Origin of the sequence: Bradyrhizobium sp. 930_D9_N1_4 (assembly GCF_052076015.1) — a bacterium.
In the GTDB taxonomy this organism is placed as follows: domain Bacteria; phylum Pseudomonadota; class Alphaproteobacteria; order Rhizobiales; family Xanthobacteraceae; genus Bradyrhizobium.
This window is the reverse complement of sequence record NZ_CP197236.1, coordinates 2,724,280-2,738,738: the sequence shown is the minus strand read 5'-3', so window position 1 is coordinate 2,738,738 and position 14,459 is coordinate 2,724,280. Positions and strand designations below refer to the sequence as shown.

12 protein-coding genes and 1 riboswitch are annotated in these 14,459 nt (G+C 64.9%); of the genes, 3 read left to right on the top strand and 9 right to left on the bottom strand.

All coding sequences use genetic code 11. The features are described from left to right. Positions 1-342 precede the first annotated feature (342 nt). The 3 genes from pdxR to AB7532_RS12545 all read right to left on the bottom strand — a co-directional run bounded on the left by pdxR (position 343) and on the right by AB7532_RS12545 (position 3,660). Complete coding sequence (gene pdxR / locus AB7532_RS12555) at positions 343-1,776, bottom strand: MocR-like pyridoxine biosynthesis transcription factor PdxR (RefSeq protein WP_441235096.1); 1,434 nt, start codon at positions 1,774-1,776, stop codon at positions 343-345. 197 nt (positions 1,777-1,973) lie between these two features. After that, positions 1,974-3,407: an NAD-dependent succinate-semialdehyde dehydrogenase gene (locus tag AB7532_RS12550; protein WP_441235095.1), complete on the bottom strand. Its 1,434-nt coding sequence runs from the start codon at positions 3,405-3,407 to the stop codon at positions 1,974-1,976. 13 nt (positions 3,408-3,420) lie between these two features. Continuing rightward, complete coding sequence (locus AB7532_RS12545; RefSeq protein ID WP_441235094.1) at positions 3,421-3,660, bottom strand: hypothetical protein; 240 nt, start codon at positions 3,658-3,660, stop codon at positions 3,421-3,423. A 198-nt stretch (positions 3,661-3,858) separates the two neighbouring features. Here AB7532_RS12545 and AB7532_RS12540 point away from each other — a divergent pair, with 198 nt between their 5' ends. Both AB7532_RS12540 and AB7532_RS12535 read left to right on the top strand, forming a co-directional pair. Continuing rightward, a complete protein-coding gene (locus tag AB7532_RS12540) occupies positions 3,859-4,683 on the top strand; it encodes an AraC family transcriptional regulator (protein WP_441235093.1) in 825 nt (274 codons plus the stop codon). Positions 4,684-4,921: 238 nt separating this feature from the next. Further along, complete coding sequence (locus AB7532_RS12535; protein ID WP_441235092.1) at positions 4,922-5,590, top strand: siderophore-interacting protein; 669 nt, start codon at positions 4,922-4,924, stop codon at positions 5,588-5,590. A gap of 41 nt (positions 5,591-5,631) precedes the next feature. Here AB7532_RS12535 and hydA read toward each other — a convergent pair whose 3' ends face one another. The 3 genes from hydA to AB7532_RS12520 all read right to left on the bottom strand — a co-directional run bounded on the left by hydA (position 5,632) and on the right by AB7532_RS12520 (position 10,957). Then, complete coding sequence (gene hydA, locus AB7532_RS12530) at positions 5,632-7,053, bottom strand: dihydropyrimidinase (RefSeq protein WP_441235091.1); 1,422 nt, start codon at positions 7,051-7,053, stop codon at positions 5,632-5,634. Positions 7,054-7,147: 94 nt separating this feature from the next. Next, complete coding sequence (locus tag AB7532_RS12525; protein ID WP_441235090.1) at positions 7,148-8,575, bottom strand: PepSY domain-containing protein; 1,428 nt, start codon at positions 8,573-8,575, stop codon at positions 7,148-7,150. A 12-nt stretch (positions 8,576-8,587) separates the two neighbouring features. Further along, a complete protein-coding gene (locus AB7532_RS12520; protein ID WP_441235089.1) occupies positions 8,588-10,957 on the bottom strand; it encodes a TonB-dependent receptor in 2,370 nt (789 codons plus the stop codon). A gap of 116 nt (positions 10,958-11,073) precedes the next feature. Next, a riboswitch (cobalamin riboswitch) is annotated at positions 11,074-11,275 on the bottom strand. A 72-nt stretch (positions 11,276-11,347) separates the two neighbouring features. Here AB7532_RS12520 and AB7532_RS12515 point away from each other — a divergent pair. Continuing rightward, positions 11,348-11,920 carry a histidine phosphatase family protein gene (locus AB7532_RS12515; RefSeq protein WP_441235088.1) on the top strand — a complete coding sequence of 191 codons (573 nt, stop codon included), beginning with the start codon at positions 11,348-11,350 and terminating at the stop codon, positions 11,918-11,920. On the opposite strand, the gene cobT is transcribed toward AB7532_RS12515, so the two are convergent. Genes cobT through AB7532_RS12500 form a run of 3 tightly spaced genes read right to left on the bottom strand, consistent with a single transcriptional unit; the run spans position 11,913 to position 14,455 of the window. Continuing rightward, the gene (gene cobT, locus AB7532_RS12510) at positions 11,913-12,965 is read right to left on the bottom strand and encodes a nicotinate-nucleotide--dimethylbenzimidazole phosphoribosyltransferase (protein WP_441235087.1); all 1,053 of its coding nucleotides are present in this window, start codon (positions 12,963-12,965) and stop codon (positions 11,913-11,915) included. The genes AB7532_RS12515 and cobT overlap by 8 nt on opposite strands. Positions 12,966-12,975: 10 nt before the next feature. Then, positions 12,976-13,737, bottom strand: a complete 762-nt coding sequence (gene cobF, locus AB7532_RS12505) for a precorrin-6A synthase (deacetylating) (RefSeq protein WP_441235086.1) — start codon at positions 13,735-13,737, stop codon at positions 12,976-12,978. Positions 13,738-13,777: 40 nt separating this feature from the next. Then, a complete protein-coding gene (locus AB7532_RS12500) occupies positions 13,778-14,455 on the bottom strand; it encodes an energy-coupling factor ABC transporter permease (RefSeq protein WP_441235085.1) in 678 nt (225 codons plus the stop codon). Positions 14,456-14,459: the final 4 nt, after the last annotated feature.

The following is a 14,459-nucleotide window of genomic DNA, read 5'->3' as shown; positions in this document are numbered from 1 at the left end:
CGAGCGTGCGACAGAGCGACGGGCTCGGGATAGGGCCAGAGTTGTCGCAATCCACTAGACCAGCGGACGACCGAGTTGCGCGGGGCGCCACCTGCTGCACGTTTTGGTGCAGCGCTGCCTGCGCGGAGTGCATATTGTCCGCGCGAAGCATGTGCGGTGCACCACGGAATTTTCCGTATGAATCGCGACACTAGCTGCACTGCAATTCCATCGTCCCAAATCGTCTGTCTAATTTGCAGGCGGTTGAACGGCGTTGCGGGAGAGTTGGCTGCTCAGGAGCTATGCACGGCGGTCGGCTCAGCCTCTCTTTATTGTACGAACAGTACGAGAGGAAAGTGGCGGTCAGGATGATGCGTTGCGGGAGCCACTGCCGAGGCAAGCCGCGATTCTCGCAAGCCGCGGTGCGGCATCCTCCGCACGCAGCCGTCCATAGCCGAACACCAGGCCCTGCCGCGTCGGCTGCTCCAGGAAATTCTGCGACAGCGGCTGCACGTGGAGACCCGTCTGCTTCAGCAATGCTGCCGCTTCGCGATCGCTCATCCGCGCCTGCATCGCGTCGGTGAACAGCGCCACCAGATGCAGGCCCGTGACGGCGGACGATACGGTGAGATCCTCGGGCATCAGCGCCGTGATTGCATCGATCAGCGCCTTGCGTCGCTCCGCGTACAGCCGTCGCATCCCGCGCAGATGCCGCAGCAGATGCCCTTCCCGCATGAACTCGGCGAGCGCGAGCTGGCCGATGCCTGATGTGTGCACCTCGATGCGCGCGCGGCCCTTCGAGAAACCGTCGATGAAACGCCTGTTGGCGACCATGTAGCCGAGCCGCAAATTCGGCATCATGATCTTCGAGAAGGTGCCGAAATAGATCACCCGCCCCTCGCGGTCGAGCGAGCGCAAGGACGCGATCATGCTGGCCTGATGCCTGAACTCGGAGTTGTAGTCGTCCTCGATCACCCAGACGTCGTTCCTGTTGGCCCAGTCCAGCAGTTCGAGCCGTCGCTCCAGTCCCATGCTCACCCCGAGCGGATATTGATGCGACGGCGTCACCACGATCAGCTTCGCACGCGGCGCGCGCCGGATACCTTCGGAAACGACGAGGCCCTTGTCATCGACCGGAATTGGAACGAGCTTCGCGCCGGCCGCGGTGAGCGCCCACCGTGCCTCGACGAAGCCGGGCTCCTCGACCCAGACCTCGTCGCCGGGATCGAGGATCATCCGGCTGCAGAAATCCAGCGCGCCCGATGTGCCTGATGTGACGACGACCTCTTCCGGCGAGCAGACGAGCCCCCGCACCGAGCCGAGGAAATTCGCGATCTCGCTGCGTAATCGCGGATGTCCCTCGGGCGGAAGATCGAGGCACTCCTGCTCGCGCGGATTTTGCCAGCTCTGCCGCAGCAGGCGCGACCACTCCTTGAACGGAAACGTCGAGATGTCGGGCGCACCCGGCGCGAACTCCGACGGCCAGTTGGTCTCGTAGTCGGAGGCGAGCAGCGATCGCCAGCGCTCCGACATGTGGCCGGGCCTTGCCGCAGGCGAATTGGCCGACGGAGGCTCCACATGCGGGGCCGTCACGGACGCCACCATGACGCTGCCGCGCGGCGTCGATTCGAGATAGCCTTCGGCGTAGAGCAGATCCCAGGCGGTCAGCACCACCGTGCGCGAGCATCCCAGCTCGCGCGCGATCTCCCGCGAGCCCAGGAATTGCGTCCCGGCCAAGAAGACGCCGCGCAGAATGCCGTCGCGGATGTGGGCCGCGATCTGCAGATGCAGTGGCACGGCCGAAGTCCGGTCGATATGCATCCCGGCCAGGGACACGCGCTGGTGCGGGTGACGGCTGTTGTCCATGTCTCGCCCGTCAGGCCAACGTACAAGTTCGTAGGGTTAGCCGAAGGCGTAGCCCACCTCTTTGCTCTCCGCGCAAGAAGAGAGATGGTGGGTTACGCCGTGCGGCTAACCCACCCTACAAGGCGACGTTACGAGCTCGCCTGGGTCACGAACTTCGTGTTGAGATACCCTTCGATGGCCTCGAGGCCGCCTTCGGAGCCGTAGCCGGAATCCTTGGTGCCGCCGAACGGCACTTCCGGCAACGCGAGGCCGTGATGGTTGATCGAGACCATGCCGCTCTCGATGTCGGCCCCGATCGCCTGCATCGTCTTGGTCGAGGTGGTGTAGGCGTAGGCCGCAAGCCCATAAGGCAGACGGTTGGCCTCGGCCACCACCTCGTCATAGCTGCGGAACGACGTGATCGGCGCCAGCGGTCCGAACGGCTCCTCGTTCATGATGCGGGCGTCGCGCGGCACGTCGGTGATCACGGTCGGCTCGAAGAAGAAGCCTTCATTGCCGATGCGCTTGCCGCCGGCCTGCACCTTGGCGCCGCGCTGCACGGCGTCGGAGACCAGACCTTCCATGGCGTCGACGCGGCGTGGGTTCGCCAGCGGACCCATGCGGGTGTCCTTGTCGAGACCGCTGCCGACCTTGAGGCTCTTGGCCGCCGCGACGAACTTCTCGACGAACGGCTGGTAGACGCTTTCATGCACCAGGAAACGCGTCGGCGACACGCAGACCTGACCGGCGTTGCGGAACTTGTTGGTCGACAAAATCTTGGCGGCGTTGTCGAGGTCAGCATCCGCGAACACGATCGCCGGCGCATGGCCGCCGAGCTCCATGGTGACGCGCTTCATGTGCAGGCCCGCGAGCGCGGCCAGATGCTTGCCGACCGCAGTCGAGCCCGTGAAGCTGATCTTGCGGATGATCGGGTGCGGAATGAGATATTCCGACACGTCCGACGGCACGCCGAACACCAGTTGGACGACGCCGGCCGGAATGCCCGCGTCAGCATAGGCACGCACCAGCTCCATGCAGCTCGCAGGCGTTTCTTCCGGACCCTTGACGATGATCGAGCAGCCGGCGGCAAGCGCGGCCGAGATCTTGCGCACGGCCTGGTTGATCGGGAAATTCCAGGGTGTGAACGCCGCGACCGGGCCGACCGGCTCCTTGATCACGAGCTGGGTCACGTTACCCATCCTGGGCGGCACGATGCGGCCATAGGCGCGGCGGGCTTCCTCGGCGAACCAGTCGATCAGATCGCCGGCCAGCATGGTCTCGCCCTGCGCTTCCACCACCGGCTTGCCCTGCTCCATGGTCATCACCGGCGCGATCTCGGCGGCGCGCGAGCGGATGATGTCGGCGGCCTTGCGCATCAGCTTGTAGCGGTCGAACGGCGAGGTCTTGCGCCAGACCTCAAAACCGGCCTTGGCGGCCTCCAGCGCACGGTCGAGGTCCGCGCGCGCGGCGTGCGGGGTCTTGCCGATCGGCTGGCCGGTGGCGGGATTGAGGATGTCCTCCGACTTGCCGGACGTGCCGTCGGTCCACTCGCCGGCAATGAACATTTGAACTTTCGGGTACATCCCTGGTGTCTCCTCACATGATTTCGTCACGGGCAGGACTGCCGCCCGCCGCCTCATAAGTGGGCGCAGAGCTACACCGAAAGGCGGTCGCCGAAAAGGGATCAATGATGCCGCAGCAGTGCACCGCTGATCTTCCGGCCGCCACGATCACGGGGATGTTGGTATTGGCCGTCGGCAGCCTTCGCATGGTCGCCTCTACATTGAGCGTGAGATCAATGACAATCCTCGCGAGCAGTCGAACGATCTGGCTCAAGCAGCCGTCGCTGCGAAAGAGTTCGTGGAGTCCTCCTCCGGCGGCACAAACGCGTCGTCCGACAGGCTGCGCGGAAAACCGCGGAAGCGCGTTTGTTAGAACCGATCGAGATTGGGGCCGTTTGCGTTGAAACTCGCAATCGCAGGCCAGATATGACCTGCACTCAGCCCATCGCATCCGGACCGATCATCGATCACCATGCCCTTCTTCCGACTCAACGACGACCATGTTCTCCCTGACGATCTCGGGGACTTCGACCCCGAGACCGTGCCGCGCGCCCTCGCCGCGTTCGGCGGCCACATGGTCACGAAGGGCATGGAGCTGGCGATGCACACGCATCGCAAGGACGAGTTGGTCCTGACCCTGCGCGGCATCGTCAGGCTGGAGGCCGGACACGGCGTCTGGATCGTACCGCCACGCTGTGCGGTGTGGATTCCCGGCCATGTCCCGCACAGCGTGAGCGTCGCCGGCGATGTCGAGATGTGTTGCCTGTTCGTCGAACCGGGCGCGGCCCAGACGCTGCCGCGGCAATGCTGCGCGATGTCGATCTCGCCCCTGCTGGCCAGCCTCCTGTTGCACGCCACCCACATGCCCGTGATGTACGATATCGACGGCGCCGACGGCAGGATCGCGACGGTATTGCTCGACCAGCTCTCGGTCGCACCCGTCGAGGATCTGCGCTTTCCCATGCCGGCCGATGTCCGGCTGCGCAGGATCGCAAGTGCGATGATGGAAAATCCCTCCGATCGCGCGACCATCGACGATTGGGGCCGTCGCATCGCCGTTGCGCCGCGCACCCTCACCCGCATCCTGCAACGCGAGACCGGCATGAGCTTCGGCCGCTGGCGCCAGCAGCTCCACATCCTGATCGCGCTACAGCGCCTCGATCAGGGCTCTTCCGTGCAAGCCGTCGCGCTCGATCTCGGTTATGAGGGCGCGAGCGCCTTCGTCACCATGTTCCGCAAGGCGCTGGGCAAGCCGCCGGCGCGATATCTCGCCGAGCGCCGCATCGCCGCACAGTGACCGGAAATCGCAATCGATTGTCGCGTCCGCGGAATGCGGACGGAGAAGCGATTTCGTAAGCAGGCTCGAAAGCACGGCCTCGGGAGCGCATGTTGATCCCGGCCATGGCAACGAACTCACGACCAAGTCTTGATCATCTGGGAGCAACGCCTTGAACGAGTCCGGCCAAGCCCTGCAAACGTCCGAACCAACGCATGCTCCGCAAGGCAAAGTCACACGAATGTTGCTGCGATGGCTGATGCGCCCTGCGCGTGTCGCCGCCGTCGAGACACTCTCGCCGCACCTTCGGCTCATCGAGCTTGAAGGCGATGCCCTCAAGGACGTTGCGTGGACCGCCGGCCAGAAGATTCAGGTCGCGATGGGCGCGGGCCTGAGTGCACGCACCTACACGCCGATGTCGTGGGACACGCGCAAAGGCAGCACGCGACTGCTCGCCTTCTCGCATGGCGACGGCCCCGGCAGCCGCTGGGTGAGGGGTTTGCGCGAAGGCGACACCTGCCAGTTCTTCGGTCCACGCCGATCCCTCGATCTCGCGGGCTTCGAGGCGCCTGTCGTCGTGTTCGGCGACGAGACCTCGTTCGGCCTTGCTGCAGCTCTCCGCGGCAATTTGCAGGCCGGTGGTGCCCTCCACGTGTACGAAGCCACCGATGTCGAGGAGTCACAGCACGCGCTGAATGCCGTCAACCTCGGACAGGTGCGATTGATGGCGCGCAGCGCCAACGATGCCCATCTCGCGACCATCGAAGCGGAATTGCTGCGCCTTGCTGCAAACGGAGCGCGGCTTGTTCTGACAGGCAAAGCATCCTCGATCCAGCGTATCAGCCGCGCGTTGAAAGCTGCCGGCGTTGCGTCATCGCGGATCAAGGCAAAAGCGTATTGGGCGCCGGGCAAGACCGGACTCGATTAAGCCTCGTCAGGACAAGGTGTCGCGCTCACATCTGCAAGCGATCACACCAGGCTCGACTTGCCGCGGCTCAGCACTTCGCCCGCGCCCTTGTCGCCGACGATCTTGCCCTGCTCGTACACCACCCGCCCCCGCGCGATGGTGGTGACCGGCCAGCCCGTGACGTCAAAGCCCTCCCACGGCGTATAATCCGCGCCGTGATGCAGATCGGCCTGCTGAATCGTCCTGCTCAGCTTCGGATCCCACAGCGCGATATCTGCGTCGAAGCCGATTCCGATCGAGCCCTTGCGCGGATAGAGGCCGTAGATGCGCGCATGGTTGGTGGCGGTCAGCTCGACGAATTTCTGCAAGCTGATGCGTCCTTTCGAGACGCCTTCCGAGAACAGGATCGGCAGCCGCGTCTCGACGCCGGGGATGCCGTTCGGCACCCAGCGGAACGAGGTACGGGAGTTCGGCGTCAGCTTGCCTTTGGGATCGTCGTAACGGAACGGACAGTGGTCGGACGAGAAGGTCTGGAACACGCCTGTCGTGATGCCCTCCCAGATCGCCTGCTGGCTCTCGGCATCGCGCGGCGGCGGCGAGCAGACATATTTCGCGCCCGTGATGTCCATGTTCAGGCCCTTCATGTCGTCGGCAGTCAGCGTGATATATTGCGGGCAGGTCTCGGCGTGCACCGGCAAGCCGCGCTGCTGCGCCCAGCGCACCTGCTCCATCGCCTCGCGCCCGGAGACGTGCACGATCATGATGGGAACGCCGATCACCTCGGCATGGCTGATGGCGCGATGCGTTGCCTCGCGCTCGACCGCCTGCGGCCGCGAGACGCCGTGATAATAGGGCGCGATGTGGCCTTCGCGCTCGAGCTTGGTGGTGAGGAAGCGGATGGCGTCATAGCCCTCGCAATGAACCATCACCAGCGCTTCCTCGCGGCGTGCGACGTCGAATACTTCGAGCAGTTGCTTGTCGCTGAGCACGAGGTCGTCATAGGTCATGAACACCTTGAACGAGGTGTAGCCGTCCTTGACGAGGGCCGGCAACTCCTGTCCGAGCACGACCGCGGTCGGGTCGGAGATGATGAGGTGGAAGGCGGTGTCGATGTAGCACTCGCCCTCCGCGAGCTTGCGGTAGTTCTCGACGCAGGTGCGCAGCGAGGTGCCCTTCTCCTGGAGCGCGAAGGGCAGCACCATGGTGTTGCCGCCGGCCGCGGCCGAGCGCGTCGCCGAGGCAAAATCATCTGCCATCACCACGTCGGGGCCGGAGGCCTGCGAGATATGGACGTGGCTGTCAATCCCGCCCGGCAGCGCCAGCAGCCCCGTCGCGTCGATCTCGCGCGCCGCGCCCTCGATGCGATCGGCAATGCTGACGATGCGGCCGTCGCGAATGCCGATATCGGCGCGAAACTGGTCACTGGCCGTCACGATGGTGCCGCCGCGAATGGCGAGATCGAGCTGCGTCACAGGGGTCTCCATGCTTGACCACCCATGTTTGGAAAATTTGCCTCTCTCCGCAAGCCTCCCCGATATGCGTTTCGGCGTCCCCGCCCCGGCTCAATCGCACGGACCGTCAGAGAGACAGGCGAAGCCGTCGCCACCCGATGACAATTCCCGTGACGGAGAACACCAGCCCGAGCGTGCAGAGTCCGACGACGAGGCTATCGCGTAGTGTCGGATGGTCCATGAGGATTGGAAAGTCCAGCGTGTGCAGCGCGCTGTAGAACCATCGATAGGCCCGCCGCGAGGCATCGAGCCTTTGCAACACGCTGCCGTCGGCGCCGTCGAGGTCGAACCAGAGGTCGCCGCAGCGGGAGCGGTAGACGGGCGCACCCAACACGGTGGACCGCGCGGGATAGTCGTCATGATCGGCGAGAGCGGATGGTCGGCCGCAGTCCGTGGCAAGGCGCGCCGTCAGGTTCTGAACATCGCGCGTGCCCAAAAATCCCGCTGGCCCGTCGCGGGACGCATCCCCTGCCGTGATCAATGTCTGGGAACCGAGAGCGACCCGATCGCGTCGGTAGACATTGCCGTCGAAGGCGAACCACTCGATCTCCCGGGCCGATGGCGATATCGATTGGCGATCACGCCATGGGGCCGTCGCCCAATCCGGCGCCGCATTCACCACGCCGGCCTCGGCGGCGGTCAACTGCCCGCGCGAAAACAGCCGGCCGTGATCCATCGACAGCCAGCCGCTGAAAATCCAGGTCAGCACGAAGACGGTTGCGACAAGACCGATGACGTGATGCAGCGCATGCCAGCCGCGATAGGGCGTTGCCACCCCACGCCCTCGCATTTTGATCCGCAAGATCCCAAGCGTCGCCCCCAGCAAGGCGGCAATCGAGGCCAGCAGCGACAGCGTCCAGACGACGCGATCCCACAGTGCCCAATTGCTCCTCAGAACCGTCGGATAGATCCAGTGCAAGACGCTGCCGGCGAGGTTCCAGCCGCGTTCGCTTCGCGTGGTATCCAGAACGACCTCACCGGTGCGTGACGAGACATAAACCTCCGTCCCGGCCGCATCGCCAAGCGCGACGCGAAACAAGGGGCGATGGCGATCAAACCCGTTCGGCACGCTCCATTGGTCATAATCCGAACGCGCGATGATCGCGGCTCGCGCAGCGTCGAGGCCGCGCTGACGGCTGTGCTCCCGCGCGATCGCGAGTGCGACGTCGGCAGACGTCACCGACGTGTCCTGTCCGTCGAAGGCGCGGACCGCGCCGACCCGCGATGGCCCTGACACGGTATAGACCAGTCCGTCACCGCGCTGGACCAGACGAACGCGCGTTGCGTCCGCGATCCCGCTCGCCCGCACGGCGTCAGCAACCGTGATCTTCGCCTCGGCAAGAGAGACCGGGGAAAGCCCCGCAAAACGCTCAGCTTCCGTCAATGACGGAAACGGAACGAAGTGCATCACGATCCCGGTCGCGAACCACATCGCGAACAGCAGGCAGAACGCGATCCCGAGCCAGCGGTGCAGCAGGACGATCGCGCCCATCATATCGTCAGCTTCCTACCATTTGAACGCGGCCGATAGCTCGTAGGTGCGGGGCGCGCCGAGCAGGATCTGATCGGGATAAAACGGATCGCCCCAGATGGCATAGCGCTTGTCGGCGATGTTGCGCACCCGGAAGGTCAGGCGGGCTTGGTCGACCGCATTGAATACCGTCCTGGGGATATCGACGAAGGCATAGACGTCGGCGACGGTGTAGGCCTTCATCGTCACGACATTGGCGTCGGTGTTGTAGCGGTCGCCGACATGGCGGCCGGTGATGCCGAGCTCCACCGGCCAGGGCGTGAAGAACCGGTAGGACGCACCGGCATTGGCGACGATGCGCGGTACGTTCGGCGGCGTGTTGCCGGAGAACGAGCCGCCGGCGAAATTGTAATCGGCATAGCGCGCATCGACATAGGCGATGTTGCCCCACAGCCGCAGCGGCTCGATCGGGCGGACCGACGCGGCAAGCTCGACGCCCTTGGACTCCTGCCGCCCTGCAATGTTGAGCGTCTGGCCGCCGGCTGCCGCATAGACGTTCTTGCGCACGATGTCGTAGGCCGAGAACGACCACTCCGCCCGATTGCCCCAGAACAGATGCTTGACGCCGGTCTCGTAGGTGCGCGCGGTGGTCAGGTCCAGGTTCTGGGTCGGACCAAGCAGGAAGATGTTGTTGGCCGCGACGTCCGCACCGGTCGCATACTGGCTGAAGAAGGTCAGGCCGGGCACGGCTTCCCAGGTGTAGCCGATGCGGCCCGTCACCGGTGCCCAGTCCTTGGTGTACGGAAAGCCGGCCTTTTCCAGTCCATTCTTATCGGTCGAATTGCGATCGAGGCCGATATGCTCGACGCGCAAACCACCGATCAGCGAAAAGCTGCGCGTCAGCCTCAACCGGTCCTCGAACGACAGCGCCTCGTTGTCGATGCGCGCAGTCTGCTGCTGCGTCGTGAGCAGGCCGTAGAATCCGCGATTGGGATCGACCAGCGAAACGGAGTCACCGGGGAAGTTCGCAGCACCGGGCCTGACGAAGTCGAGATAGCTCGACGACAGCGTGGTGACCAGGCGATTGTCGAAGCCGGCGATGTTCGCGTCCCAGATCAAATCGGTGATGTTGCCGACGAGGCGCTGGCTGTGCGCAACATAGAAGCGCTCGCGATCCACCAGGTTCGTACCGGAATTGAACGCCTCGACTTCGTTGTTGAACCAGGTGCGCTCGGCGCCATAGCCATAGGCCTGGCTCTTCAGCGTCAGGTCAGGCGCCAGCTTCAGCTCGAAGCCGCCGCGCAGCCACACTTCCTGGGCAACGTTGCGATTGTCGAGGACGTTGTAGTTGGTGTTGAAGGTGCGGTCGTCGATGGTGACGGCACCGAGATTGGTTCCGTTGTAGTTCGAGACGTAATTGCCGGAGACGATGCCCGTGGTCGCATGCGAGCCGCTGAAGGCGACCGGCACCAGCGGCGCGCCCCAATAAGCCTTGGAGCGGTCTTCGCGGTACTCGATCGCGCCCCAGATCTTGAGACTGTCGGAGATGCGGTAGTTGAGCTGGCCGGAGACATCCAGCGTCTTGGTATTGGTGTCGTCGGCAAAGCCGTTCAGCGAGGACCGGCTGATGTCGAAGCGGTAATCGAGCCCCTGCACATTGGTGCTGCCGCCCGAGCCGTAATGGGCGCGGAACGAATTCAGCGAGTCCCAGGAAAAATCGGCCTCGTTCCTGATGGCTCCGGTATGCGGCGCCTTGGTGACGAAATTGATCGCGCCGCCGGCAGCACCCTCGCCCGACATCAGCGAAGCCGGACCCTTCAGAAACTCAACGGCTTCGAGATTGGCGGTGTCCGTGATCCGCGAGGTCATGTTCTGCGGTCCGATCTTGATGCCGTTATACAGCGTGTTGATCTGGCTGTTGGTGAAGCCGCGCATCGAGAACGTCGCGGGCTCGGCCGGATTGTCGCCGGAGGTGACGCCGACCGCGCCGGCCGCAACCTCGGACACGGTGCGATAGCCCTGCTCGCGCATGGTCTCGGCCGAGATCACCTCGACTGTCGCGGGTGTCTCCCGCACGGTCAGGCCGAGGCGCGAGGCGCTTTCGGCAACCGCATTGCTGTTCAGCGGCGTCGCCGCTTGCGTCTGCACTGAGGTGCCGGGCACGGCAGGCTTCGGCGCTGCCACCGCAGTCGCGGACCTGCGCGATGACGCACGGCGGGCGTTCTGCGCCTCCCGGCCGGCTGGCTTCGCCTGCTTGCGGGACTGGGCGGGTGACACTTCGACAGGCGGCAGGGCATCGCGGGCCTGCTGCGCGAAGGCAGCAGGCATGTCGGCCGCAACAAATGACGTGAGTGCGGCGGACGCGAGCAGGAATTTTCGCGGTCGTACAATACGAATGGAAGACACGGTCTTGGACCTCGGTATGACGTCAGTGGCACGTCACAGCGAACCAAGGTCCCATCTTCGGCTTATCGCGCCTCCGATGACACCAAATGTCTGTACTCCCCGACCGACATCTTCGCGTGTGACCACGGCTGACGGCAGGTCTCCTGGCTCGCGGGTCGTGACCTTGCGTCGCCTTCCCGGGACCGAGATACCCAGTGGCTCGTGACGCAAGATTCGCCGCTTACAGTTGCGGGGGCAGCCGCGGCATTGGGGACAACGTCCTCGCACCGCATTCCCTTTTCATCCCCTCGCGAGGAAACCGTCCAAACCATCTAGGATTACGATCAGGACAGAGTCAATGTGCAAGCTGCGGCGTTATGGCCACAACAACCAACTTCCTTGGAGATGAGCATGGAAGGCGAGACCTTCCTCTGGCTGGTACGGCATGCGCCCGTCGACGGCGTCAAAGGGACCATCCACGCCGCCGACGCGCCGGCCGATCTCGGCGATCGCGTGCATCTGGAGGCATTGCGCAAGCGCGTGCCGCGAGAGGCTGCGAGTTATGCCAGCCCGTCGCGGCGCACGTTCGAGACGGCGCGAGCGCTGGGGCTCGAACCCGAATTGGTGCCCGAATTCAGCGAGCAAAACTTCGGCGACTGGACCGGCCGGAAGCATGACGAGCTCGCCGCGACCGGTGGCGAGGCCTATGCGCGATTCTGGAGTGATCCGGCACACGGGCGGCCGCCGGGCGGCGAGAGCTTTGAGGACCAGGTTGCCCGCGTGCGGATGGGTCTGTCGCGGATCGGCGCCGGCTCCGCAACGCTGGTCGTGCATTCCGGCACCATCCGCGCCGCGCTCTGCATCGCGCTGGATCTCACGCCGCAAGCCGCCCTGCGCTTCGTGATCGATCCATTGTCGCTGACCCGGGTCGACCGGCTCGCGAACGGCTGGCGCGTCGTCTCGGTCAATCAGCGGATCAGCTAGCTCTGTCGGGCACGTTGGCCTGCGCAAAGGTCGCCATGCCGTTGTGAAGGCTGCACGCGAGCCTCACCAGCGGCAGCGCGATGGCGGCGCCGGATCCCTCGCCAAGCCTGAGATCGAGGCTGATCAGCGGCTGCACGTTCAAAGCACGCAGCACCAGGCGATGCCCCTGCTCCGCCGATTGATGCGACGGCAACAGGAACGGCTGGCACGACGGATTGAGCCGCGCGGCCGCAAGTGCCGCCACCGACACGATGAAGCCGTCGATCAATACCGGAATGCGGCGCTGCGCGGCCGCAATGATGGCGCCGCAGATCGCCGCAATCTCGAGACCGCCGACGGCGCACAGGATGTTTTCGGGCGCAGCGCCCGCAACGCCATGCCGCGCAATCGCGGCATCGATCACGCGCGCCTTGTGCGCGCGGCCGGCCGCATCGACACCGGTGCCGCTGCCCGCGATCTCCTCGGCGCTGAGGCCAAGCAGGCTTGCCGCAACGGCCGCCGACGTCGTGGTGTTGCCGATGCCCATCTCGCCGAAGATCAGCAGATCAGGCTTGCCAGCTTCGGCGCGCACAACCGCGCGCTGGCCGGATTCGAACGCAAATGCCAGTTCCGCCGGCGTGAGCGCCGCTTCGACGCTGAAATCGCGCGTCCCGCCGCGCGGCTTGTCGGTGACGACGCCTGTCATCGCCTCCGACGCCAGCGTACCGGCGTCGACGACTTCCAGACTCGAACCGAGCTCGCGCGCCAGCACCGAGATCGCAGCACCGCCCGAGGCGAAATTCGCCATCATCGCGATGGTCACGGCTTGCGGATAGGCCGAGACGCCCTGCGCGACGATGCCGTGATCGCCGGCAAAGACGATGATGGGCACGCGCGCGGCACGTGGCTGCTCGGTTGCTTGCAGGCCCGCGAGTTCGATCGCGAGCTGCTCGAGCCGCCCGAGCGCGCCGGCCGGTTTTGTCAGTTGCGTCTGCCGCGCGACGGCGGCGTCGCGATGATGCGCGGAAATGTCGGGACATTTCTGGGTGACCCATTCGGGGAGCATGCTGCCTCGCTTACGGCCTGCGCTTGAGAATGTAGCTGTCCATGATCCAGCCATGCCGCTCGCGCGCTTCTTGCCGCGTAGCCACGATGCGCGGACCGGTTTCGGCCAGCGCGCCGGATAGGATGATCTGATCGGGCATACCGAGATAGGCGCCCCACCAGATCTGCAAGCCCTCCGGATCGAGCGACTGAAACGCCGTGCCGCCGTCGAGCATCACTACAACGGTATCGACGCCGGCCGGCCAGCCGCCCTCACGCAGGCGGCGTCCCGTTGTGACCAAAAAGGGCTCGCCGATGTCGTTGAGCGGCAACGCATGCGCCGCACACAGCGCCTGGATCGAGGTGATGCCGGGAATGACTTCGATGTCAGGCAGGGGATTGAGCCGCCGCGCAATGCGCAGCGAGGAATCATAGAGCGAAGGATCGCCCCAGATCAGCAGCGCGACCTTGCCGTCACCTTCGAAATGATTTGCGAGATGATCTGCGATCGTCCGCGACCAGCTTGCTGCCACGGCATCGTGCCAATCGTCCACGCCCTTGCGGTAATCCGTCTCGCCGGCGTCGCGCACGGGCAGATCGAATTCGGCAATGCGTGTCTTGTCGTTGGCGAGGACGTCCGCGCAAATCGTCCGCCTGAGATCGGCGAGATCGGATTTTGCCGTGCCCTTGCGCGGGATCAGGACGAGATCGGCCGCGTTGATGGCTTGAATGGCGGCGCGCGTGAGCTGCCCGGGATCGCCGCAACCGATGCCTATCAGGGAGAGCGTGAGCATCGTGTGTGCGGGGCGACCATGACGGCCGCCCCTTGTCTCTTCAGGCCGCGTTGTGCAGGCGCGGCGTGACGAGGCCGGGCGCGGTAACACCACGCAGCGACTTCGCCAGCGCCAGCACGGCGAGATCGGCCAACGGCTCGATCACGATGACCAGCGCATAGGAGGCCGCGAAGGTCGCGATATTGACGAGATTCGTCGCGCCAAAGCCGGCGCCGTAGATCGCCCAGAACGCCACCCAGGCGATGACACCGGCCTGATACGTGGTCGAAAGCGCCAGCGCCTGGCGGTACTGCAAATCAACGTAGGCGGTGGCGCGCGGAATGATCCGCGTGGAGATCGCCTGAATCGCAAACAGCGGCACCAGCAGCGTGGTGACGTTCATGCCGAATTGCGGCAGATCGGGCGGCTCGAAGAAGATGCCCTGGAACAGCAGCCCGAATGCCAGACCGAAAGCGGCCGGTGCCGCGCCGAACAGCAGGAACAGCGTCGAGCCGAGGATGAAGTGAACCTCCGACACGCCGACCGGGAAGTGCGGCAGGATCTCGAAGAAGATGAAGACGAGGCCCGTGGTGGCGAGCGTGCGCGCCGCAAACGACGTGATGCCCTGCTCGCGCACGGTCTCGACCGCAAGCTTCAGCGCAACGCCGCCCACGGCGATGCCTGTTGCGTAACTCAAGACGAGCTTGGCGTCCGACACGAGTCCGGGTTCGATATGCATGGCT